Genomic DNA, 20,171 nt, shown 5'->3' with positions numbered 1-20,171 from the left:
TTTCGACATTCAGTGGCTTTGAACGCTCCATGTTATGATCAATGAGACCCAAACACTTCGGGCGACTTCCCTGGTTATTTTCGTGCTCAGCTGGCTCTCTGCTGTGACGGCAGTATCCCAACCCGCCCCCCCCGGCGTCCCCGAACCCGGTCTGGTGATCTGGGGCACGGTGGTGAATGTTCAAAATCCATCGCAGGGGCTTGCCATTACCAGTGCGAGTTGGTCGGTGTCGGACGGCACGCGTACGGCTGTGTTCGATACTGCTTCACGGCCGGCAGTACGGATCGTGAACCAAGGTGGGCAGTCGTTCTATGTGCTCGAAGTGCCGTTCGACACGCGTACGATCGGACCAGTGAGCCTCAGTGATCCGGCGTCGACAGGCGGGCCCAGTTCGTTCGAGCTGAAGTCAGGCAATCCTCCGGTTTATTCACTGACCCCTACGATCAACGGCGTTTTAGCGAGCGTCCGTGCCGTCGATGGTCTCAACACCACCGGCAACGCGGTGCCTATCTCGGGATTCAACGCCGGCGTGCGCGGCCGGGTGATTCGGGTGGATCTGTCGATCCTTCCCCCAGCCGATCCTTACGATGCTTGGGCAGCTGGTTTCTTTGGCAGCCTCAATGATCCTCGGGCGGGCAAGGGCCTCGATCCAGACGGTGACGGTTTTAACAATGAATCGGAATATCTCGCTGGCACCGATCCCAAGGACAAAGACTCGGTGCTAAAGATCCTCACCATCTCACCGGTAGCCGGACAGTTGCAGGTGAATGTTCAGTGGCAGAGCGCTACGGGTAAGAAATACAAGCTGGAGGGAGCCACTCAGGCCGAAGGGCCGTTTAGGGAGGTGGGCGCGGTGGTCCCCGGCACCGGAGGGACTGCGCAAGCGAATGTAGCCCGTGATGCTGCGGAACCGGGCCGATTCTATCGCGTCCGCCTGGTTCCATGAGCTTGTCCCCGGCACCGTAACCCGATTTTTCCATGTCAACCTGCATCCTCCATCGTTGGGTCTCCCGTCCGGTCCGTCTGGGCCTCGCGCTGAGTGCCCTGGCTGTCGCGATCGATAGCGCCCAAGCGGAAACCCAGACTTTCAGCATCGCGTCGCAGTGGAACCTGATCACGTTTCAGGTCACGCCGACCGATCCCTCGCCCGAGGCGGTGTTCGGCACATTGGCTGGATTTCAGGCAGCCTGGACCTACGATGCAGCGTCCGGGTTGTGGCTGCGCTATATCAAGCCCGCTGGCACCACGGCCCAACAGGCCAACGATAGCACCGCCAATACCCTGGTCGCCCTGCCGCCCATCGAACCTGGGCGCGCCTACTGGGTCTTCGCCAATCAGAGTGTTCCCGCGTGGCGGGTCAATGGAACCTTGCCGCAGGGACCGGTGTTTCCATCGCTTAACTTCCAGCCTGGGTGGAACCTCTTCGGCGTGCCACTCGGGAGCACGGGCGTCAGCAATGCCGAGCCGGTGAGTCTGCTCGCTGTGCTGACCGCCGCGGGACTGGATTACGACGCCTTGCTCACCTGGGAAAACCAGAGCTTCCGAAAGATGTTCCGCCCCCAGGGCACTCCCGAACAGCTCAAGACCAATGTGCTGGCCGGACTGCCGCCCGATCTTCCCTTTCCCAAGTTTGATCTACTCAAGGATGCCGGCCGCGGTTACTGGATCCACGTGACGGATCCTGCGGTCTTGCGTCCCCGGCTGGTCACCACCGTGCGACCGGATATCGACGCCGAGCCCCTGGACAACTTTCCGTCAAAGGAGGATTTGAATGTGTCTGGCCGGGTTCGCCCCGCCTCCATTGACGAGCAGGATACCCTCCGTTTCTTTCCGGGTGAGGATGTTCAAACGGTAGGCATTTCCAATGTGGGGGATGCTCAGGGCGGGGGAGGCGGTATTTTGATCTGGTCAGCGGAGTGGATTCCGACGACGGATCCTGCGACAGCGGAGCCCTGGATCCGATTATTCACTTCTCCCTCCGAGCCTGAGCCGCGCGGGGATCAGGGCCAGTTGTTGGACTCGCACACGTTGGTGCGTGGGGTGACCACTCTGGAAAATGACACCGTTTATCTGCGGTTGGATCGCCGTAACCTCGGGCGAGGGGTTCACCGTGGTCGATTGGTGTTAAGGACCAGCGTTGGGGATCGAGAGTATCAGGTGGTGGCCGAGGTTCCCGGGTTGGAGGGTGACTTCAAGGGGTATGCCGTCATCGACACCGTCAGCGGCAAGCGCAACAAGGTTCCCGATGTCGATCTGCTGGTTAGCTTTTACGAAGACAACAAGGTGGAAGGGTTACTCCGGGGAGTGATCGACAGTTCGGTGGCCCTGCTGTGGCCGGTCGATGTGCCTTTGATAGGATATCGGGTAGCAAATGCAGGCAACCGCTTTGTGCTCAGCGGCAGCTATGTGCTGCCGCCGGGGGATCAGAACGGAGAGCCGTATGACGCTTTCAGCGAAGTCGACTCGGCCGCCGGAGTGGACATTGATTGGAACAACAACGGTCGTCTGGATGTGGTCAACCCGTTTCCGTTTCCCATCCAGCGCTCCGTCACCTTCGAGGGATCCCTCGTGAAGGGGAATCCAACGGATGGCTATGTGCTCGAGGGCCGCTACTCGGAAATCATCCACGGCATGTCGAAAGAACCGCTGGTGTTGCTCGGCAACTTTCATTTGGAGCGTCAGTCCGCCCGACCCTTCACGGCCCGTCGATCAGTGGCCTCCGACACCGGCGTCGAGCCGGTGGTTTCCAAGAGGAGCAGCGCCGCCTTGGCGGTGCCTGCGGGAGCCACCCGCATCTCGAATCTGCGATTCGACACGGATCTCGAACTGCAGAATCTGCTCGTTACCCTGCAATTTTCGGCGCCCCTGCCGCATGCCTCGCTGCGCCTGGTTTTGCGTTCGCCGGCCAATCCGACGGCCCGTGAGTTGGTGCTGTATGATGAATCGCTGTCCGCGACGGGGATCAACCCGAAACTGCTCGAGGCGGTCACCTTCCCGCTGGATCGTCCTACCACCGGCGATTTGTTGACATTCGTCAAGTCGGTGGGCAGCACACGCACCGACGGGCCGAATGGCAAGTTTTGGGAGTTGGCCCTCAGCAACCGCGGAAACCAGACTGTTACCCTTCAGAGCTGGACCCTGCGGTTGGAGGGACAGCCGGTGGCTGACGTCTATGGCGTGGTGCGGAATGGGGAAGTTCCAGTGTCAGGTGCAACGGTGGCTTTGAATGGGCTGCCGTTCAGCGCCTATTCTTCACCGTCTGGAGCCGACGGTGCCTTCAAAATTGCGCGGCTTCCCTTGCTTCCCTTGAACTTCACGGCCTATCGGCCGGGGTTCATCGCTTCGGATCCTTCGCAGCCGGGGCTGTCCATCGATTACACTCGGCCGTTCTTTGTGCAGCCGGGCCTGGCCTTCACTGCCCGGGAGCAGCGTTTGTTGGCGCGATTTAATCCCTTGGCTGGAGCCCCGGCCGCACCGGCAGGCGTGGCGGGCTTCCCGGCAGGCACGACCACGGTGCCGTTCGAACTGCAGTTGCGTCCGGATGCGACCGCTCCGCCCTCCATGGCGGCGGGCCCTTCTCAGGCGACCGCGGGATCGACGGTGGACTTCTTTGGCCTCAACTTGACGGGAGAAGCGCGCTGGGAGTTTGGCGATGGCAGCGGCGCGACGGGAGCTTCCGCATCGCATGTCTACCCCAAACCGGGTGCCTATCTGGCTCGTCTCTTTTCGCCTCCTGATGCTCCATCCCCGCTCGATCAGCGGTGGATCGTGGCATTGCCCAGTCCCGGGAATGCCCCTGCGAAACCTTCGGACCTCGGTGGAGCGAGCTCCGGATTGCCTGCTCAGACTGCGGCGTCGGGTTATTCCGCCTATGTGTTTCAATCCTTCGCTTCTTGGGCGGGCGTGATACCGGCCAGCAAGGTGGGCCTCGATCCGATCACGGGAGCGGATCGGTATGTGAGCGATTTGGCACCACAGAGCAGTTTCGTGGTTGGAGAAACGAACGAGTTCGGGGCCGCTTACGTCTCAGCGATGCCGCTGCAACATGCCTACGCTGCTTCGATGGACATCGATCTGGCGCCGCAGGTCGGCCCGGCCAACACCACGGGGCTGTTCGCTTCGGATGGATTTGTGCCGTTGGCCTCGCCGGGGTTTCCTGGCTCGGTGAATCGCAACGAACAGGGGTTCAAAGATGAGGACTTCAACTACAATCACCTGGCCTCCCTCTGGAGCAATACCCGGACCGTTGACGGCTCGCCCGAGTATCTTCAGGACTCAGAGAATGGGCTAATTGTCTGGGGAAACAGTGCGGTGGCTCCGAATCTGAACTACTCCACTCAGCTGTACCAGGCCCGCGACGGCGTGGACTTCACTTTTGCCCGGGACGATGATTCGTATCATCCGCACACAGGGGTGACCCTGCTCGGGGATCTTGCCAAGAACAACGAGGTCACGCACTACCGCATCGCCTGCTCACTCGGTGCGCTGTTCGTGCCGGCCACGGTTACTGCCTCCTCGGTGAAAGTGGCCAAGGCGCGTCGCAGTCAACCTGACAATCCCTTTGATGCGCCTCTGCTGAGTTCCCCTTCTGCGGATACAGGCAACCTTTACTTCCAACTCCGATTGGGCGTGCTGACTTCGGAATAAGGACTTCCTATGAAACCTGTTTGTGTGATGAGAACACTCCGAATCCTCCGTCAGAGCCTGGTATCTCGGCCTCTGGTTGCTGGGGCTTGCGTGGCGGGTTGGACGGTTTTAGGCCTCCAGGCTGACGAGCTGGACACCGCCTTTAGCCGGTTGGTGGAGGGGCGGTCGTACCTGAATGGATTCCCGGAGTCCAAGACCCGTAAAGTGCTGGTGGAGGACTTCTTGGGTTTGAACGGGCGTACCTCCAACCGGCCCAGTCTAGCCGAGACCGTGGAGCTGGCGCTCTCCATCCGTCGTGCGGAGCCTACTGAACCCAGTAGCTTCGTGAGCGGCCAGGCCCCGCGTTCCATCCAGGCCAAGGTGATTGCCTGGGAGGCGTTGGAAAGCTTGGCGACGGGGTATTTATACGCTGGCAATAAAGATCTTCTCGACGGGGTGCGGGTGTCATACCCGGGGAGCAGTTCTGCGAACGACAGTCGTCTGATGCCTAAGGAGGAAGCGACTGTGTTTCCTGGAACCTCTCAAAAACAGCTGACCTATGCTCGCCTCTATTTCCAGCAGGCGATTAAGGATGTGCTGAGTTATGTCGCGGAGGATACCACCGGAGCCTTGCGGGCGGGCAGCTCTCTGTATCCGACCGTCCCCCATTATGTGACGTTCGATGAGGAAAAGGAGGATGGCATTCTGGACCACGATCGGTTTGATGATCCCAACTTCGGAGGGCCAGCGGTGCAGGATCGGGAAGCCAGTCAATCGGTGGCCTATTTGTATGGCAGCTCGCTCGAACGATATGGTCTGGCCACGGTGGGCTATGCCGATCAACTCTGGCGCAGCGCCTATGCGGGTCCGGGTGCTGGAGCTAAGCGTACGGAGGTCGAAAAGAACGCCATGTTGAATCGGGCGGCCGAACTTTTGAGGAATGATGTGCACGCTCAGTTCCTGGCCACTTTGCCACTGGCGGCCCGGCTCAGCGATGGGACCGATGGCACCGTCAACGAATTTCAGCAGGCGAAGATCGACCAAGCCCGCGTGAGTGTGACGGATGCGGTCCGCTTGCGGGATCAGATCCTCGCGGGAGAGAAGCCGACACAAACCGCGTTGGTCAGTGCGTGGGATCCCACTAGCATTCAGATGCAGATTGGCCTCTGTCGGGATGCCTATGAAGCTGCCCGGTTGAAGTGGGGTGGGGACGCTCAGGTGCCGGCAGATGGATCCGTGGCCTACGAACTGGCGCGCACTGAGCAGGCCCAGACCCTCAATGGGGAACGTGACATATCGCTACGGAACTCCTTGGAGACCCAGCTCCTCGAGATCACCGGTGAAGATCCCGACAATTACGGTAACCTCCGGAGTGATGCCGCCCGGGAGGCGTACGTTCAGGCGGTGAAGATGAAATTCGATCGCCTGGTGGACGAACGGAATCCGAATGGGGATGGGCTGCGGGACGGGAGCTTGATGTCCATTCAAGCTCTGCGCCTGATCCAAGCAATTCGTGAGATCGAGGCTAAGAAGGGGCACGTTCGTTCGTTTGTGGAGAGAATCAACATCGAGCGAAAGAAGAGCCTGAATGAGAACCTAACCATCACAGCCAACGCCTTGGTAATCTCGGTCATGGATGCGGTGATTGCCACCGCTGATTCAGTGGAGGGTTGGACCACCACCTGTGCCTGCGGCATGGCATCTGGTGTCAGCCAGACGCTGAAAACCAATCTCGGGAAGCTACTTTCGACTAGAGACATAGCGATTAGGACACTGCGACTCGCCAGCGAGAGAGTCGCGATCAACGAAATCCAGAGTGCAGCGGTCATTAAGAACCTGATCATCGATCAACGGAACGCTGCTGATCAAATCCCCTCCATTTTCGTACAATCCTCAATCGCCAGCGCCGAGCTTCTGCAGTTGTTCAGCCGAGCCAACCGTCTCGTTCAAGACCACGCCTTCTATCAGGATGTAACCGACCGCCTCTGGTACCGGGATCCTTCCCTGGCCTTTAAACTAGAGAAGGCCGAAGAGGAATATCGTGATCTTCTCCAAGAGTATAGGATCGAGCTCTATAAGCTGGCGAGGATGCTCGAGGCTGCCTGGACCGAGCGGTTCCTTAATCCGATCAAGCAAGCCAATGGGAGCACGATCGTTCCGCTGAACAACGGCTCCTTCGATGGCTTCACGGAGGCCGAGAGCGTGTTCAGCATTCCCAACCACACACAGGGCCTGGCCTTCTTCAATGCTCTCAAGGCCTGGGACACCAAGTTGCGGGAGCCGGAATTTCGCGGCGCACCAAGTGCGGTTCTGTGGGACGCAAACTCGTTTGCCGGGCAACCTTTGAGCCTGCGCCGGGATCTCTTCAAGCTCATCGATTACCGCTACGACCTTGCTGGGAACTACTATGTTCAGGACAGCGCACTGGAGCGGCAGAGCATTCAGCAGTTTCGCGCGATTTTACTCGATCTGGCGAATCGCGACGCCGCGAACGCCAGCGGTTTCACCCGATTGCGCATTGATTTCCCGCTCACTTACAATCAGGCCCGGGTTATCCTGGGGCAATCCGCGCCCGTCCCGATTGTGGCTCAGAACCGGCCCGGTGGTGGATTCGATCAGTTCTGGAATCATCGGATCAAAAAAATTGGGGTGAAGATCGTTGGTAAGAACGTGTTTGCCGCCGGCAGCACCGTTCCTATCTCCGTTGAACTCTTTGGTAACGTGGATCGGATCGGATTCTTTCCGGACAGCGTGTTTACGTTTACCCGCTCTCTCTCCACCTTTCAGATCCCCTTGTATCAGCGGGATCCGGACAAACGTTTAGTCGGTGAGCCGTTCTTCGGTACGGGCATCGGCATCCCGGCCGCCATCAGCTCGACACAGGTACCCATGAACGAGGTCGGCGGGTGGCCACTCTTCTGCGACAACTTTGTGCTGCGTATCGGCAGTCAGGGGACGTTGCGCATCGAGAATATCGAGGACATCGAGCTGTACCTTCAGATGGAGGTTGGGTCACCGCCGGCTGTCGCTTGGGGCAATTGATCGGCGATCTGTCCTATCGCTTTCGAATCTGTGTTTAGAACAAATCAAATGGTTAAGCCTATGAAATTAAGCCTGCTTGCTGTTTTCCTTCTGGTGTCGTCGCCTGGTCTGCTTTGGTCGGATCAGTCCGGCCGACTGCTGCCATTCCAAGGCCGCCTCACGGGTGCTTCGGGTGAGGGTGGGGTCGATGGGGTCCGGACCGTCCAATTTAAGATGTATGATGCTCCCGTTGGCGGGCGCTCGGTCTGGAACGGGGAGGTGCAGCGACTTACCGTGAATCAAGGCTTGATCAGCACCGTCCTTGGGTCCAAGGCGAGTCTCGAAGGGGTTGATTTCGGTGCGCCGGTTTATCTCGAAATGACCTTGGATGCCAATGGGGACGATCAGATCAGCCTGGCCGATCCCCCGCTGCTCCCTCGTCAGACTATTTCTCCTTCCGTTTTTGCTGTCGAGGCCGCCAACGCTCGGAAGCTTGCTGGATTTGACTGGAAGGACGTCTTTGCTCAAGGCAGTGACCATCCGCCGACGGCGTTGATCGCCGGTAATCGACTCGTCCCGGCCAGCATCAAGGCTGAACAGATCGCCCCTCAGAGCATTACCGCTGCTTTGATCTCCCCGGCGACCATTACCGGTTCCTTGCTGGCGGAGGGTACCTTGAATGGGCTGAATCTAGCGGCTGGAAGCATCGATATCTCTCGTCTGGCTCAAGCCATTGCGGAGGCTCTCGTTCCACCTGGCACCATCACCGCCTTCGGGGGAACCAATGTGCCCGCTGGCTGGCTTCTCTGTGATGGATCGGCCCTGGATGCGCAACATCCTAAATTCTCCAATCTTTTCCTCTCGATTGGCCAAGCCTGGGGGAATGGCTCCTCCTCTCCGGTTGGAGCACTCTATGTCGCTCTTCCAGCCGGTGACAACCAGACCGATTTTAACCTGCCGGACCTACGTGGGCGTTTCCTTCGGGGAGTGAGTGGAGCAACCACTCGGGACCCTGATCGTGAAGCGCGGACCGTGGATCAACCTGGTGGAAACACCGGGAACAACGTGGGATCTGCTCAAGTAGACGGGTTGGCTAGCCATACGCACACTTACAACGACTTCCGGCCACATGCAACGGAAGGAACAGAGGTTGACGCATACTTGAGCGGATCTAATGATGTACTTTTTCGTCTGGATTCTACGAGAACCACTCGAGCTACCGGAGGAAACGAGACGAGGCCGAAGAATTCGTATGTCCATTATCTCATCAAGTATTGAAGAGGAAAACTCAGCCCGTGTTGGCCACAATGGGTCGGCCCATAGCCTCTAAGTCAACCCAGGTTCGAGAGGTGCGGTGAGGCGTGACGCGGGCTTGAATAACTGGTGGCATCGCTGCGCGATCCTCCGTACTTCTAAGGTTTTCCGGGGGTGCCAGCAACCCCGGCTCATTTCTGTGAACCCTGCGGGTTCGGGCCATCTAAGACCACGCTGAGGAACTACCGGAACGCCCAGCTGGTTTGGTCCACCTTTTTGGGTGACCTTTGCCGAGCGTCCGTTACGCTGGATCCGTGCGAATTTTGGCATTGGATCATGGGACGAAACGTATCGGCGTGGCGATCAGCGATGAACTGAAGATGATCGCTCAGCCGATCGAGTTCATTCCAGCAGAACCGATCGACGGCGTCTGGCTTCGCCTTCAGGCCTTGCTCCAAGAAAAGGAGGTGGAACTGATCATCATTGGCATGCCGCGCAACATGGACGGCACCTACGGGCCGGCGGCCGAGAAGGTGCGTGAGTTTATCGCCGCCCTGCGAGAGAAGATCCCAACCCCGGTCCGAACCTGGGATGAGCGGCTGACTTCGGCACAGGCGAACCGGGTCATGATTGATGCCAACGTCCGACGCGACAAGCGCAAGGAGAAAGTGGATGCGATGGCGGCAGCGGTCTTGTTGCAGAGCTTCCTCGATGTGCAGAGCTGATGAGCGAGGAATTGATCAAGCTGCGGTTGACCATCGCCTACGACGGTACGGACTACGCCGGCTGGCAACTCCAGACCTCGGGCACCGGGGTGCAGGAGCTGATCGAGCGCGCTTGGTCCGAGATGATTCCGGGACAGCATCGACTCCATAGTTCCAGTCGGACCGACGCCGGCGTGCACGCGGAGGGGATGGTCGCTCATATCGAGTTTCCCAAGGAGCGGTTTCGTCTCTCCATGCGCAATGTGGTGCTGGGGCTCAACGCGAAACTCCCTCCCGATATTCGAATCGTGGCAGCAGCCCGGGCACCGAAGCATTTCCATGCTCGGTTTGATGCCTCGGGAAAGCAGTATCGGTATCGGGTGTGGAATCACTGCGCGATGAATCCGCTGCTGCGCCGCTACGCGTGGCAGGTTCCGCGGCCATTGGCTTTGCCGACGATGCGCGAAGCCGCTGGCAAATTGGTGGGCACTCACGATTTTCGATCCTTCGCGGCGACCCATTCCTACGAGATCCCCGACACGGTTCGCACGCTGCGTCGGGTGGAGATTCGCCGCAGCGGTTCACTGCTGACGTTTGTGATCGAGGGGGATGGGTTCCTCTACAAGATGTGCCGCGGGATCGTGGGGACTTTGGTGCAGGTGGGGTTGGGACGGTTTAGTCCCCTACAGATGGCCGAGATGCTCGCGGCGAAGGACCGTCGCATGGCCGGCATGTCCGCCCCGGCGTGCGGACTGGTGCTCCAGAAAGTGTTTTACGGTCGTAAGCCGGCTCGAGCCAGCCGCTCCCGTGAGGTTGAACCAACATCGATGCACCCCGAGGAGGCTGACGAATGAACATTGTTTTAGTGGAACCAGAGATTCCGCCCAACACGGGAAACATCGCGCGCCTCTGCGCTGCGACGCGCTCGACCCTTCATCTCATCGAACCCCTGGGGTTCCAGTTGGACGACAAGCAACTCAAGCGTGCCGGGATGGATTATTGGAAGCAGGTGAAGTGGAAGTGCTGGCCCAACTGGGTTGCGTTCAGGGTGTCGTTGCCGGCTGACGCCAGACTCTGGTTCGTGGAGTCGGGAGGGCCTCGGCATTACGGAGAGGTGCGGTACGGTCCGGATGATTATCTGGTATTTGGGCGTGAGACCGCTGGGTTACCCCGGATGATGCTGGATGAGAATGTGGCCCAATGGGTGCGCATCCCGATGATCAATCCCGAGTCGCGCTCCTTGAATCTCTCCAACTGTGTGGCGATTGTGCTTTACGAGGCCTTGAGGCAACAGGGTTTTCCAACTGTGACGAGGGGTGGCTGAGCCATCCAAAAGCCAGGGAATCAAGTGATATCCCCGGGGGGCACCCTGCGGAACGATTTACTAAGTCCGACGACCTTCCTATGAACTTTAAAGTGGTTTCGTTGATTTTCAACAGGTTGGGCCCGTCAGGAAGGAACACGCCCCTCTCCATGAACTCGCTCCTCTCCGCGCTCTCCGCGCCTCCGCGAGAAAAGATCCCTCCCTGACTCCGAAGGACTGCCGGAATCTCTCGCGGAGGTGCGGAGAGCGCGGAGCGGGGGAGCAACTGGTGAACCACGGATTGCGCGGATGACACGGATCCGCGAAGACGTGGAAGGAAGACCCTCACCCGTGCTCAAGGACATCACAAACCCTTCTTAATCCGTGCCATCCGCGTGGTTAATTCATTCCCGGGTTTAGGTTTATAGGTTGAATTGTACGTTTGCCATTCGCCGGGACACTCCGGTAATGTTTCGGCCGGTCGGGCGGTTGGCGCAGCGGTAGCGCAGCAGCTTTACACGCTGTGGGTCGGGGGTTCGAATCCCTCACCGCCCACCATTTCATTTCTTTTCCTGCTGCCTCCAGACCACTCCCACATGACCACGTTCGCGCGGTCGCCTATTTTGGGCGTTGGGCTGAGGAAATTGGTTTGTGATGCAGGTGTTGGTGCACCGCAGCGATGAACCCCTTGAACAGCGGATGCGGGCGGTTGGGCTTGCTCTGGAATTCGGGATGGAACTGGCTGGCGACGTAGAAGGGGTGATCCTTGATTTCGATCACTTCGACCAGCTTTCCATCAGGCGACGTCCCGCTGAAGACGAATCCCGCTTTCTCGAACTGTTCGCGGTAGAGGTTATTGAATTCGTAGCGATGGCGGTGGCGTTCGTGGATGAGGAAAGCGCCGTAGAGATGGGCCGCCTTGCTGCCAACGGCCAACTGGCAGGGCTGTGAGCCCAGTCTCATGGTGCCGCCCTTGCGATCGACGCCCTTTTGTTCATCCAGGAGAGCGATGACGGGATGCGGACTGTTGACATCGAACTCGGTGGAGTGAGCACCTGCGAGGTGGAGCACATTGCGGGCGAATTCGATGGTGGCGATCTGCATGCCGAGGCAGAGCCCCAGGAAGGGCAACTTGTGCTCGCGAGCGTAGCGGGCCGCGATGACCTTGCCCTCGATTCCCCGTTCGCCGAACCCGCCTGGGATAAGAATGCCGCCCAGTCCCCCGAGAATGCGGTCGGGTCCTTCCTTTTCGATCTGCTCGGATTCGATCTTCTCGATCTCGATACCGCAGTCGTTGGCCACGCCGCCGTGGATGATGGCCTCGTAGACGGATTTGTAGGCGTCGTTCAGGTCGATGTATTTACCGACCACGCCGATGCGGACCCGATGGGCGGGGGCGATGAGTTTTCGAATGATATCTTGCCAATGCGACATGTTGGCCGGGGGCACATCCAGGTGAAGGAGTTTGCAGACCAGGTCATCCAAGCGCTCGCGCTGGAGCATCAGCGGCACCTCATAGATCGAATGGTCTACATCTTTTTCTTCGATCACCCCTTCATACGGCACATTGCAGAACAGGGAGATCTTCTGTCGCAGTTCCTTGTTCAGCGGTTGCTCGCACCGGCAGACCAGGATATGGGGGGTGATACCGATTTCGCGGAGTTTCGCCACCGATTGTTGGGTGGGCTTGGTCTTCAACTCGCCCGCGGCTTTGATGAAGGGGACGAAAGTGACATGGAGGAAGAGCACGTTGCCGATGCCGGCTTCCAACGCAAATTCCCGGATCGCTTCGAGGAACGGCAGGCCTTCAATATCTCCCGTCGTTCCGCCGATCTCGGTGATGAGGACGTCGGCTTTGGATTGTTCGGTGATGTCGTGGATGCGCTTTTGAATTTCGTCGGTGACATGGGGGATGACCTGGACGGTTTTGCCCAAGTAATCTCCGCGACGTTCCTTATCCAGGACGGTTTGATAGACCTGTCCGCTGGTCAGGTTGTTGGTCCGGCTCAGTTTGGTGCTGGTGAAGCGCTCGTAATGTCCCAGATCCAGGTCGGTCTCCGCACCGTCATCGAGAACGTAAACCTCCCCGTGCTGGTACGGGCTCATGGTTCCCGGATCCAGATTGAGATAGGGGTCGAATTTTTGGAGCGCGACCTTGAGACCCCGATTTTCGAGCAGGGTGCCTAAGGCGGCAGCCGTCAATCCCTTGCCTAGCGAACTGACCACACCGCCGGTGACAAAAATGTATTTCATTAGAGTGTTTGCGCTGTCTTATTCCGAACCGTCCGTCCCCGTCTCATCCTCTAGATCCCACCAACCTTAAGGAGCCCTTCCACCCGTCTCACATCTTCCGGAGTATCCACCCCAACGCATTCATAACTGACTTTGGCGACCGCGATGGGGATGTCGTTCTCCAGAGCGCGCAGCTGTTCTAGTTTTTCAGCCTTTTCCAGGTTCGATACCTGGAACTGGACCAGCTTCAACAGAGCGCTGGTGCGATAACCATAGATGCCCAAGTGCTTTAAAAAAACAAACGCCGCCAACTGTTCCTGAGCGGAACCCCCGGCGGCATCTCGCAGATAGGGAATCGTGCGACGTGAAAAATATAGGGCGCGTCCGGTCGCGCTGACAACGACTTTCACTACGTTTGGATTGTCGTATTCCGAAACGTCCTTGATCGGGGTGGCCGCAGTGGACATTTCTGCCGTCGGCAGCAGCCCGGCAACCTCCTCAATGACTGCCGGATCGATGAGTGGTTCATCCCCCTGAATGTTGATAACGGCATCGCAAGGCACTCGGCGGACCACTTCAGCGATACGATCCGTGCCACTGGGGTGGTCGGGGGAGGTCATCTCCACCCGGCAGAAGGGTGCCACCGCCGCACGGATGCGTTCGTCATCGGTGGCGACGATAACCTCTTGCAGCAGGGAAGCTTGCTTACATCGCTCGACCACTCTTTGGATCAGCATTTTGCCGGCGATTTGAACCAGAGGCTTGCCAGGAAAGCGAGTGGATCCGAAGCGGGCGGGGATAACACCAATGATCTTCATTGGTGGGCTGATTTAGCCCCTGCAGGGCTGGACGTCGAGCGTGATTACCAAAAGAAGGGCGGAATCATCCCTTTCGCAGTGTTTTCAGGAGCAGCACGGCTAAGTCCAAGGATTGGGAAATATCCTCTTGAGTCAGGAAGGTGGCTGTAACCAGGTAGCCCGGGTAGGTGAGGATGAACGTCGCCGAATAGCGATATTCCCCGGCTGTGGGCGGTTTATCGACAAATCGGGCATCGGTGAACGTGGCGTAGATCCCGATGCAGTGATCGGAGCGAAAGGATTGGGAGTTCACCTGCTTCTCGACGGCGTTCTTGAGCATCGGTTTGGTGCCGTTGATGAGAATTTTTTCGAGATCATCCACACGATCCAAGACCGTGTTTGGCTTGGTGGGGATGAGGGAGATCATGAGCACGGTGGACTCTTCAGGGTTGACCAGACGCAGAGTCGCAACGGGCATGTCCGCTGTTGTTTGCCGCTGGCTCTTCCATCCTTTGGGATATTCGATGGAAAAGTTCTCCCCTTTGGCGGTCTGGAAAGTCTCCTTGGTGAGATCCGAGGGCGAGAGCGGCCCGGCGAGAAGGAATGGTAGCATCAACAGCGGGAGCAACGAATAACTGAGAAAGAGTTTCCTGCGCATGAATCCTGGCTGGTGCCGCCCATGTGGGATCAGCTTCAGCCAAGAATGTAATCGGCCGCTTGAGAAAGTCCTTCAGCGACGAAAGCGCCGCGGAGTTTCTCCCCGGCAGAGCGCTCCACCTCGCGGCCGTATCCGGTACGAACCAAAATCGACTTGTGCACACCAGCATTCCACCCGCATTCGAGGTCGATGAGCTTATCGCCAATCATAAAGCTGGAGGCGAGATCGACTTGAAACTGGTCGCGGGCATCCAGCAGGAACTGGGGGGAGGGTTTGCGGACTCGGCTGGGCTGGTCGGGGGCCTCGGGAGCGATGTAAAAGTGGGTCAGGGTCACGCCCTCGCGGGAGCAGTCGGCGATCATCCGCTGATGCACCAACTCCACATCCTGCAGGGTGAAGTAGCCCCGTCCGACCCCGGACTGGTTGGTGACAACGATGAGCAGAAACCCCGCCTGTTGAAGTCGTCGGAGCGCGGCGAAGGCCCCCGGGTAGAATTCGACGTCCTCGGGGCGGTGGAGGTAATTCTTTTCCTCGATCAGCGTGCCATCACGATCTAGAAAGACGCCGCGGATCATTTTCGAGGCTCGGCTGCCTCGACGGCGTCGCGAATCAGCTTCCGGAACGCCTCGATCCCTTCATCGAATCCGGCGGAGATGGGCAGGACGGGGGTTTTACGGACTTTGCGTTTGAACTGTTTGAGATTCGCTTCGGAGGCTGGCTCGTCCATCTTGTTGGCGACGACGAAGCGGGGTTTGTTCAGCAGCTCTGGATCGTAGAGTTCCAATTCGATGAGCAGCTTTTTGTAGTCGTCCCAGGGTTCTCGGCCATCGGTGCCGGCCATGTCGATGAGCAGGATGATGACCTTGCAACGTTCGATGTGACGGAGGAAGGCGTGACCCAGGCCGACGTTGTTGTGTGCGCCTTCGATCAACCCGGGCACGTCGCAGACGGTGAGCCGGCGATAATCTCCGGTGTATTCGACGATCCCGATCTGGGGAGTTAGGGTCGTGAAAGGGTAGGGGGCTACCTTCGGGCGGGCGTGTGAAATAGCCGATAGCAGCGTGGATTTACCGGCATTGGGATAGCCCACCAGGCCAACATCAGCCATGATCTGGAGTTCGAGCAGGAACTCGCCTTCGTCACCGGGTTCGCCGGGTTGGGCGAATCGGGGTGCCTGAAGCCGGGAGGTGGCGAAATTTCGATTGCCCAATCCGCCGCGGCCACCTTGGCAGAGCACGAACTGCTGGCCGTGCTCGGTAAGGTCGGCGATTCGTTCGCCCTTACGCTCATCCTGCTTGCTGGCGGGCTTCTCCTCCTCCTCGAGATTCATCTCGTAGGCCATCTCACTGCCACTGCGGCGGAGCACGGGACGCGCGCCGGTAGAAATGGGCAGTCGGGGCGGTGTCTTGGCCTGGGAGGAATCCTCGTCTGCTTCCGCGTCGTCGTCCTCTTCAGCCTCGGTGGAAGAATCCTCGTCATCCACCGTGAGTCCGGGGATCACTTTAGGAGTGAGCCGCCACACGATGGTTCCGCAGGGAACCTTGACGATCAGGTCCTTGCCGGCATGGCCATCCATGCCTTTACCCATCCCGGCCTCGCCGGTTTGAGCGATGAGGCGGGGGATGTAATACTGCTGGATGAGGTTGTTGAGATCGTGATCGGCCTGGAGGATGACATTTCCCCCGCGTCCTCCGTTTCCGCCGCTGGGTCCTCCCTTGGGACGGTAGGCCTCCCGAGTGAACGCGACACAGCCTTTGCCGCCGTGTCCGGCGCGGGCGTAGACCTTGATCTCATCAATAAACATTTGGGGGGAAAACAAAAAAGGCGAGGTTGCTCACCTCGCCGTGTGAAGTGGAAAAAAACGGACTAGTTGGCGGCGGGGGCTGCGACGGGCAAGATATTGACCCGGCGACTACCCTTATCGAACGTGACACGACCTTCGGTGAGCGCGAACAGCGTCCAGTCCCGACCCGTGCCGACGTTGAGGCCGGCGACGAACCGGCTGCCGCGTTGTCGGACGATAATGCTGCCGGCGGTGACTACCTCACCACCGAAACGTTTGACGCCGAGCCGCTTGCTTGTGCTGTCGCGTCCATTACGAACGCTGCCTTGACCTTTCTTATGTGCCATAAAATCAGCTGAAAAGTGTTGCTAAGAAGTTAATCGAGACGAATCGGTATCGATTAAGCTTTGATTTCTTTGATCTGGACGACGGTCAGTTCCTGACGGTGGCCCACCGTACGATGGTAGCCCTTGCGGCGTCTCATCTTGAAGGCGATTTTCTTCTCGCCCCGCACATGAGCAACCACATCAGCCACCACGCGAGCATTGGTCACCGTGGGCGCGCCCACAATCACCTTGCCATCCAAATTCACGAGCAGAACCCGGTCAAACTCCACCGGTTTACCGGCGTCCACGGCCAAGCGTTCGATTTCGAGCTTGTCACCCGCGGCGACCCGGTACTGCTTTCCTCCGGTTTCTAAGACTGCATACATAGTTTTTGCCCCTCAAAAGGGACGCGCAATCTTTCATCTCGGAGGCTTTCTGTCAACGAGTCTCTTTATAAATTTCGCAAACCTTTCCAAATTACCTCTTGCCTGTCTTGGATCCGCTTCTTATATTGCGCGCTCTTTTTCAGTAAAAGACTAAAGATTTTTATGAGACGCCCCCGTGGAAATAAGACGAGAAAAGCCGTAGCAAAACGGTTCAAGATCACCGGCACTGGCAAAGTGATGCGTTCGCGCGCTGGACGCCGGCATCTTCTGGCTCACAAGAGCTCGAAGCGGCGGCGATCCCTTGGCACTGCCAAGCAGGTGGATCCTACTGATACGTATCGCATCACTCAAAACCTGCCGTTCAGTCACTGATCGAGTGCCTGTGGCTGGCTGAGACCTTTAACATCACTGACTTTGTTTCAATTCGACTAACGATTCCGACCTATGCGCGTCACTAACGCTCCCGCTTCACGTCGCCGACGTAAACGCATGCTCACGGCAGCCAAAGGCTTCCGCATGCGCCGCTCAAAACTGTACCGCTACGCTTCGGACGCCATCGACCATGGCCGTCAGTATGCCTATCGCGATCGCAAGACCAAGAAGCGCAATTTCCGCGGATTGTGGCAGGTCCGCATCAACGCCGCGGCTCGTGCTGCCGGCATCACTTACAGCCGTTTCATTGAAGGTTTGAAAGCGGCCAAGGTCGCTTTGGACCGCAAGGTTCTGGCTGAGATCGCCGCCACCGACACCGCGGCGTTTGGTGAGTTGGTCAAGGTTGCTCAAAACGCCTTGGTCACCAAAGCCAAAGCGGCCTAAGGCCCTGGGGTTGGAGCAGCTTCCGAGCTGTGCAGCCTGGGAAATCTTTACTGGCGGGCGACTTCGCTAAATGAGGTCGCCCGCTTTTTTTGTCCCGCCGAGGCGGGCTGTGCCTTCGTGAGCATCCGGACCTAGTCTTGACTCGACGCTACTTTTCCAAACACTTACCGCTGCCAATTATGTCGTTGATCGCTGATATCGAACCGCTGAAAGCCGCGGGCTTGGCGGAACTCCAAGCTGCGGGTGACCTGGCCGCCTTGGAACAGTCCCGAATCCAGTACTTGGGCGCGAATGGACGCTTCACCGCCTTGATGAAGCAGTTGGGTTCTTTGCCGAAGGAAGAGCGTCCCGCGGCGGGAAAATTGATCAACCAGGCCAAAGTCGAGCTGGAATCCGCTCTGGAGAGTCGCCGATCGGAGCTGGAGTTGAAGGCTGCGCTGCCGTCGGAGCCGACCGATTTTACCCTCCCGGGCCGCCGTCGTTCACTCGGTCGCTTGCACCCCCTGACTCAAGTGACGGAGGACATCGTCCGAAGTTTTCGCAAGCTGGGCTTTGCGGTGGCCGATGGTCCGGAGGTGGAGGATGAGTATCACTGTTTCGATGCGCTGAACACGCCCGCGGATCATCCGGCGCGCGACTTGCAAGACACCTTCTATCTGAACACGCCAGCGCGCCCCCTGCTGCGCACCCATACGTCTTCCGTTCAGATTCGGGTGATGGAAAAGCAAAAGCCACCGATCCGCGTCATTGTGCCGGGGCGTGTCTACCGACGTGACAATGCGGATGCCACCCACAACCCGACATTCCACCAAATCGAGGGGCTCTACGTGGATCAGGGGGTTACGGTGGGGGATTTGAAAGGCACCGTGGAATTTGTTTTTCGCGAGTTGTTGGGCAGCGATGTGAAACTTCGCTTCCGTCCTCACTACTTCTCCTACACCGAGCCCAGCTATGAAATCGATTTCACCAACGCCTTGGTGAAGAAGTTGGGCAAGGACTGGATGGAAATCGCGGGTTGCGGCATGGTCCATCCTCAAGTTTTCGAGAACGTGGGCTACGATCCGGAGCAGTGGTCGGGGTGGGCCTTTGGCTTTGGCATCGAGCGGTTGGCGATGCTCCGTTACGGGGTGAACGACATCCGCCTGTTCTACGAGAACGACGCGCGTTTTCTGGGGCAGTTCTAGCAGCCTGTCGGACTTGTCTCCACCGGACGTGAGTCCGGCTTTCACCTCATTTGTGCTGAGGAATGACGCAGGAAACACCGCGACAGGCTGCTAGATATTTTTCCTGCGGAAAAAAGAGTCGGTTTTGAAGAGTGAGATCGGGTTTCCTCACCCCGACTCCGAGTCGGGGTGATTGCTAGCAGGCCGGCATCCAAAAAACCCAGAGCTCGCACAGTAGCCCGGGCGGGGACCCTGCAGAACGATATTCTAAGCCCGACGGCCTGCTAGGCTTGCAGCCCCGGCAGGCTTACTGGATCACCGACGCGGATTCGTTTCCCCATTTGCCCCGATGCGATCTGTGTGTTGAGGGCAAACCGGTAGAAATGGTCGAATCGGCTCCCTTCTGCCCACGAGGGAAGCGTCTCTTTCCGACGTTGTGTAAATTGCTTTTGAAACCCCGGCAGCGCGAGTCCGCTGACGGTATCCCGAGCAGGGACGGCGCAGCGTTGACAGGGGTTTACCCCGAGCAATTTCAGCTTTCCCACGTGGAAGGGCACCAGACTGCCCTGTTTGGTAGCTAACCGATCTTCCCAGAACACGGGCGCTTCACTGATTTCGAGATTCGTACGAAACCGGCGTCGTATTTCATCGATGCCCAGACCAAACCAACTTCCCACCTCTGCCATGCTGGCTTCGCCCACCACGGTTGGTCCATTGGCCTCGAGATCATCCGGAAAGCCCTGTTCGGTGTCCCGAATGAAGCGCACGGGCTGGCCCAGCGCACGATCGAACCAAGCTTGGATTGGCTCTGGAGTTGTGAGAGCGAAACGTTCCGGGGGGGTGTCGAGGGTGGAAAGACATACCGTCGCGCATTGCGGGTCGAATGACGCACGGATTCGGTGGAGGTTTTCGTTGCGTTTGGCGTTGATGAAGTTGCCGTCGGCATCCACCAGGGCCCATTCGCGATCATGGCGAAGGCTCCCGAGGGCCGTCACCTCGGCTTCAGGCACTTCCAGACCGTCGAGCGATTTGATCGGATAGAGCAGGATGCGACTCAGCTTCACGAGGTTGAGTGTCCCTAGAAGCGGGTCGAGAGGCAAGG

Annotated in this window: 18 protein-coding genes and 1 tRNA gene; 11 read left to right on the top strand and 8 right to left on the bottom strand. The window is 58.5% G+C overall.

The window, feature by feature from the left end:
- The first annotated feature begins 34 nt into the window (after window positions 1-34).
- From JNN07_10755 to JNN07_10720, 8 genes are all read left to right on the top strand, one after another.
- Window positions 35-946, top strand: a complete 912-nt coding sequence (locus JNN07_10755) for a hypothetical protein (protein ID MBL9168210.1) — start codon at window positions 35-37, stop codon at window positions 944-946.
- A 32-nt stretch (window positions 947-978) separates the two neighbouring features.
- Window positions 979-4,647, top strand: coding sequence for a PKD domain-containing protein (locus JNN07_10750; protein MBL9168209.1), 3,669 nt, complete (start codon window positions 979-981; stop codon window positions 4,645-4,647).
- Window positions 4,648-4,674: 27 nt separating this feature from the next.
- A complete protein-coding gene (locus JNN07_10745) occupies window positions 4,675-7,668 on the top strand; it encodes a hypothetical protein (GenBank protein MBL9168208.1) in 2,994 nt (997 codons plus the stop codon).
- Window positions 7,669-7,728: 60 nt separating this feature from the next.
- Window positions 7,729-8,925 carry a tail fiber protein gene (locus JNN07_10740; protein MBL9168207.1) on the top strand — a complete coding sequence of 399 codons (1,197 nt, stop codon included), beginning with the start codon at window positions 7,729-7,731 and terminating at the stop codon, window positions 8,923-8,925.
- A 290-nt stretch (window positions 8,926-9,215) separates the two neighbouring features.
- The gene (gene ruvX / locus JNN07_10735) at window positions 9,216-9,626 is read left to right on the top strand and encodes a Holliday junction resolvase RuvX (protein ID MBL9168206.1); all 411 of its coding nucleotides are present in this window, start codon (window positions 9,216-9,218) and stop codon (window positions 9,624-9,626) included.
- Window positions 9,626-10,459 carry a tRNA pseudouridine(38-40) synthase TruA gene (gene truA, locus JNN07_10730; protein MBL9168205.1) on the top strand — a complete coding sequence of 278 codons (834 nt, stop codon included), beginning with the start codon at window positions 9,626-9,628 and terminating at the stop codon, window positions 10,457-10,459. The genes ruvX and truA overlap by 1 nt, the downstream gene beginning before the upstream one ends.
- Entirely contained in the window at window positions 10,456-10,929 is a 474-nt protein-coding gene (locus JNN07_10725) for a tRNA (cytidine(34)-2'-O)-methyltransferase (protein MBL9168204.1), read from the top strand. The genes truA and JNN07_10725 overlap by 4 nt, the downstream gene beginning before the upstream one ends.
- A gap of 462 nt (window positions 10,930-11,391) precedes the next feature.
- A tRNA-Val gene (locus JNN07_10720) sits at window positions 11,392-11,466 on the top strand.
- Window positions 11,467-11,526: 60 nt separating this feature from the next.
- Here JNN07_10720 and JNN07_10715 read toward each other — a convergent pair.
- From JNN07_10715 to rplU, 7 genes are all read right to left on the bottom strand, one after another.
- Complete coding sequence (locus JNN07_10715; GenBank protein MBL9168203.1) at window positions 11,527-13,161, bottom strand: CTP synthase; 1,635 nt, start codon at window positions 13,159-13,161, stop codon at window positions 11,527-11,529.
- Window positions 13,162-13,211: 50 nt separating this feature from the next.
- Window positions 13,212-13,958: a 3-deoxy-manno-octulosonate cytidylyltransferase gene (gene kdsB, locus JNN07_10710; protein ID MBL9168202.1), complete on the bottom strand. Its 747-nt coding sequence runs from the start codon at window positions 13,956-13,958 to the stop codon at window positions 13,212-13,214.
- Between the two features lie 64 nt (window positions 13,959-14,022).
- Window positions 14,023-14,595 (bottom strand): hypothetical protein, encoded by a 573-nt coding sequence (locus tag JNN07_10705; protein ID MBL9168201.1) that lies wholly within the window; start codon window positions 14,593-14,595, stop codon window positions 14,023-14,025.
- Between the two features lie 35 nt (window positions 14,596-14,630).
- Entirely contained in the window at window positions 14,631-15,170 is a 540-nt protein-coding gene (locus JNN07_10700; GenBank protein ID MBL9168200.1) for an HAD family hydrolase, read from the bottom strand.
- The gene (obgE, locus tag JNN07_10695) at window positions 15,167-16,399 is read right to left on the bottom strand and encodes a GTPase ObgE (protein ID MBL9168199.1); all 1,233 of its coding nucleotides are present in this window, start codon (window positions 16,397-16,399) and stop codon (window positions 15,167-15,169) included. The genes JNN07_10700 and obgE overlap by 4 nt, the downstream gene beginning before the upstream one ends.
- A 62-nt stretch (window positions 16,400-16,461) precedes the next feature.
- Window positions 16,462-16,725 carry a 50S ribosomal protein L27 gene (gene rpmA, locus JNN07_10690; GenBank protein MBL9168198.1) on the bottom strand — a complete coding sequence of 88 codons (264 nt, stop codon included), beginning with the start codon at window positions 16,723-16,725 and terminating at the stop codon, window positions 16,462-16,464.
- A 53-nt stretch (window positions 16,726-16,778) separates the two neighbouring features.
- Window positions 16,779-17,090: a 50S ribosomal protein L21 gene (gene rplU / locus JNN07_10685; GenBank protein ID MBL9168197.1), complete on the bottom strand. Its 312-nt coding sequence runs from the start codon at window positions 17,088-17,090 to the stop codon at window positions 16,779-16,781.
- A 162-nt stretch (window positions 17,091-17,252) separates the two neighbouring features.
- On the opposite strand from rplU, the gene rpmI reads away from it, so the two are divergent.
- From rpmI to pheS, 3 genes are all read left to right on the top strand, one after another.
- On the top strand, window positions 17,253-17,462 hold the full coding sequence (gene rpmI, locus JNN07_10680) for a 50S ribosomal protein L35 (GenBank protein ID MBL9168196.1): 210 nt from the start codon (window positions 17,253-17,255) through the stop codon (window positions 17,460-17,462).
- 72 nt (window positions 17,463-17,534) lie between these two features.
- The gene (rplT, locus tag JNN07_10675) at window positions 17,535-17,906 is read left to right on the top strand and encodes a 50S ribosomal protein L20 (protein MBL9168195.1); all 372 of its coding nucleotides are present in this window, start codon (window positions 17,535-17,537) and stop codon (window positions 17,904-17,906) included.
- A 179-nt stretch (window positions 17,907-18,085) separates the two neighbouring features.
- Window positions 18,086-19,090 carry a phenylalanine--tRNA ligase subunit alpha gene (gene pheS, locus JNN07_10670; protein MBL9168194.1) on the top strand — a complete coding sequence of 335 codons (1,005 nt, stop codon included), beginning with the start codon at window positions 18,086-18,088 and terminating at the stop codon, window positions 19,088-19,090.
- 263 nt (window positions 19,091-19,353) lie between these two features.
- Here the strand turns inward: pheS and JNN07_10665 are convergent, their stop codons facing one another.
- Window positions 19,354-20,133: an MOSC N-terminal beta barrel domain-containing protein gene (locus JNN07_10665; protein ID MBL9168193.1), complete on the bottom strand. Its 780-nt coding sequence runs from the start codon at window positions 20,131-20,133 to the stop codon at window positions 19,354-19,356.
- Window positions 20,134-20,171: the final 38 nt, after the last annotated feature.

The sequence above is a fragment of the Verrucomicrobiales bacterium genome (assembly GCA_016793885.1).
Lineage (GTDB): Bacteria > Verrucomicrobiota > Verrucomicrobiia > Limisphaerales > UBA11320 > UBA11320.
This window is presented reverse-complemented; position numbering and strand designations above follow the sequence as displayed.

Excerpts from the sequence above, each read along its gene's own strand:
- JNN07_10755 (MBL9168210.1), top strand. The coding sequence starts at position 35 with ATGATCAATGAGACCCAAACACTTCGGGCGACTTCCCTGGTTATTTTC.
- JNN07_10750 (MBL9168209.1), top strand. The coding sequence starts at position 979 with ATGTCAACCTGCATCCTCCATCGTTGGGTCTCCCGTCCGGTCCGTCTG.
- JNN07_10745 (MBL9168208.1), top strand. The coding sequence starts at position 4,675 with ATGAGAACACTCCGAATCCTCCGTCAGAGCCTGGTATCTCGGCCTCTG.
- JNN07_10740 (MBL9168207.1), top strand. The coding sequence starts at position 7,729 with ATGAAATTAAGCCTGCTTGCTGTTTTCCTTCTGGTGTCGTCGCCTGGT.
- truA (MBL9168205.1), top strand. The coding sequence starts at position 9,626 with ATGAGCGAGGAATTGATCAAGCTGCGGTTGACCATCGCCTACGACGGT.
- JNN07_10725 (MBL9168204.1), top strand. The coding sequence starts at position 10,456 with ATGAACATTGTTTTAGTGGAACCAGAGATTCCGCCCAACACGGGAAAC.
- JNN07_10715 (MBL9168203.1), bottom strand. The coding sequence starts at position 13,161 with ATGAAATACATTTTTGTCACCGGCGGTGTGGTCAGTTCGCTAGGCAAG.
- kdsB (MBL9168202.1), bottom strand. The coding sequence starts at position 13,958 with ATGAAGATCATTGGTGTTATCCCCGCCCGCTTCGGATCCACTCGCTTT.
- JNN07_10705 (MBL9168201.1), bottom strand. The coding sequence starts at position 14,595 with ATGCGCAGGAAACTCTTTCTCAGTTATTCGTTGCTCCCGCTGTTGATG.
- JNN07_10700 (MBL9168200.1), bottom strand. The coding sequence starts at position 15,170 with ATGATCCGCGGCGTCTTTCTAGATCGTGATGGCACGCTGATCGAGGAA.
- obgE (MBL9168199.1), bottom strand. The coding sequence starts at position 16,399 with ATGTTTATTGATGAGATCAAGGTCTACGCCCGCGCCGGACACGGCGGC.
- rpmA (MBL9168198.1), bottom strand. The coding sequence starts at position 16,725 with ATGGCACATAAGAAAGGTCAAGGCAGCGTTCGTAATGGACGCGACAGC.
- rplU (MBL9168197.1), bottom strand. The coding sequence starts at position 17,090 with ATGTATGCAGTCTTAGAAACCGGAGGAAAGCAGTACCGGGTCGCCGCG.
- rpmI (MBL9168196.1), top strand. The coding sequence starts at position 17,253 with ATGAGACGCCCCCGTGGAAATAAGACGAGAAAAGCCGTAGCAAAACGG.
- rplT (MBL9168195.1), top strand. The coding sequence starts at position 17,535 with ATGCGCGTCACTAACGCTCCCGCTTCACGTCGCCGACGTAAACGCATG.
- pheS (MBL9168194.1), top strand. The coding sequence starts at position 18,086 with ATGTCGTTGATCGCTGATATCGAACCGCTGAAAGCCGCGGGCTTGGCG.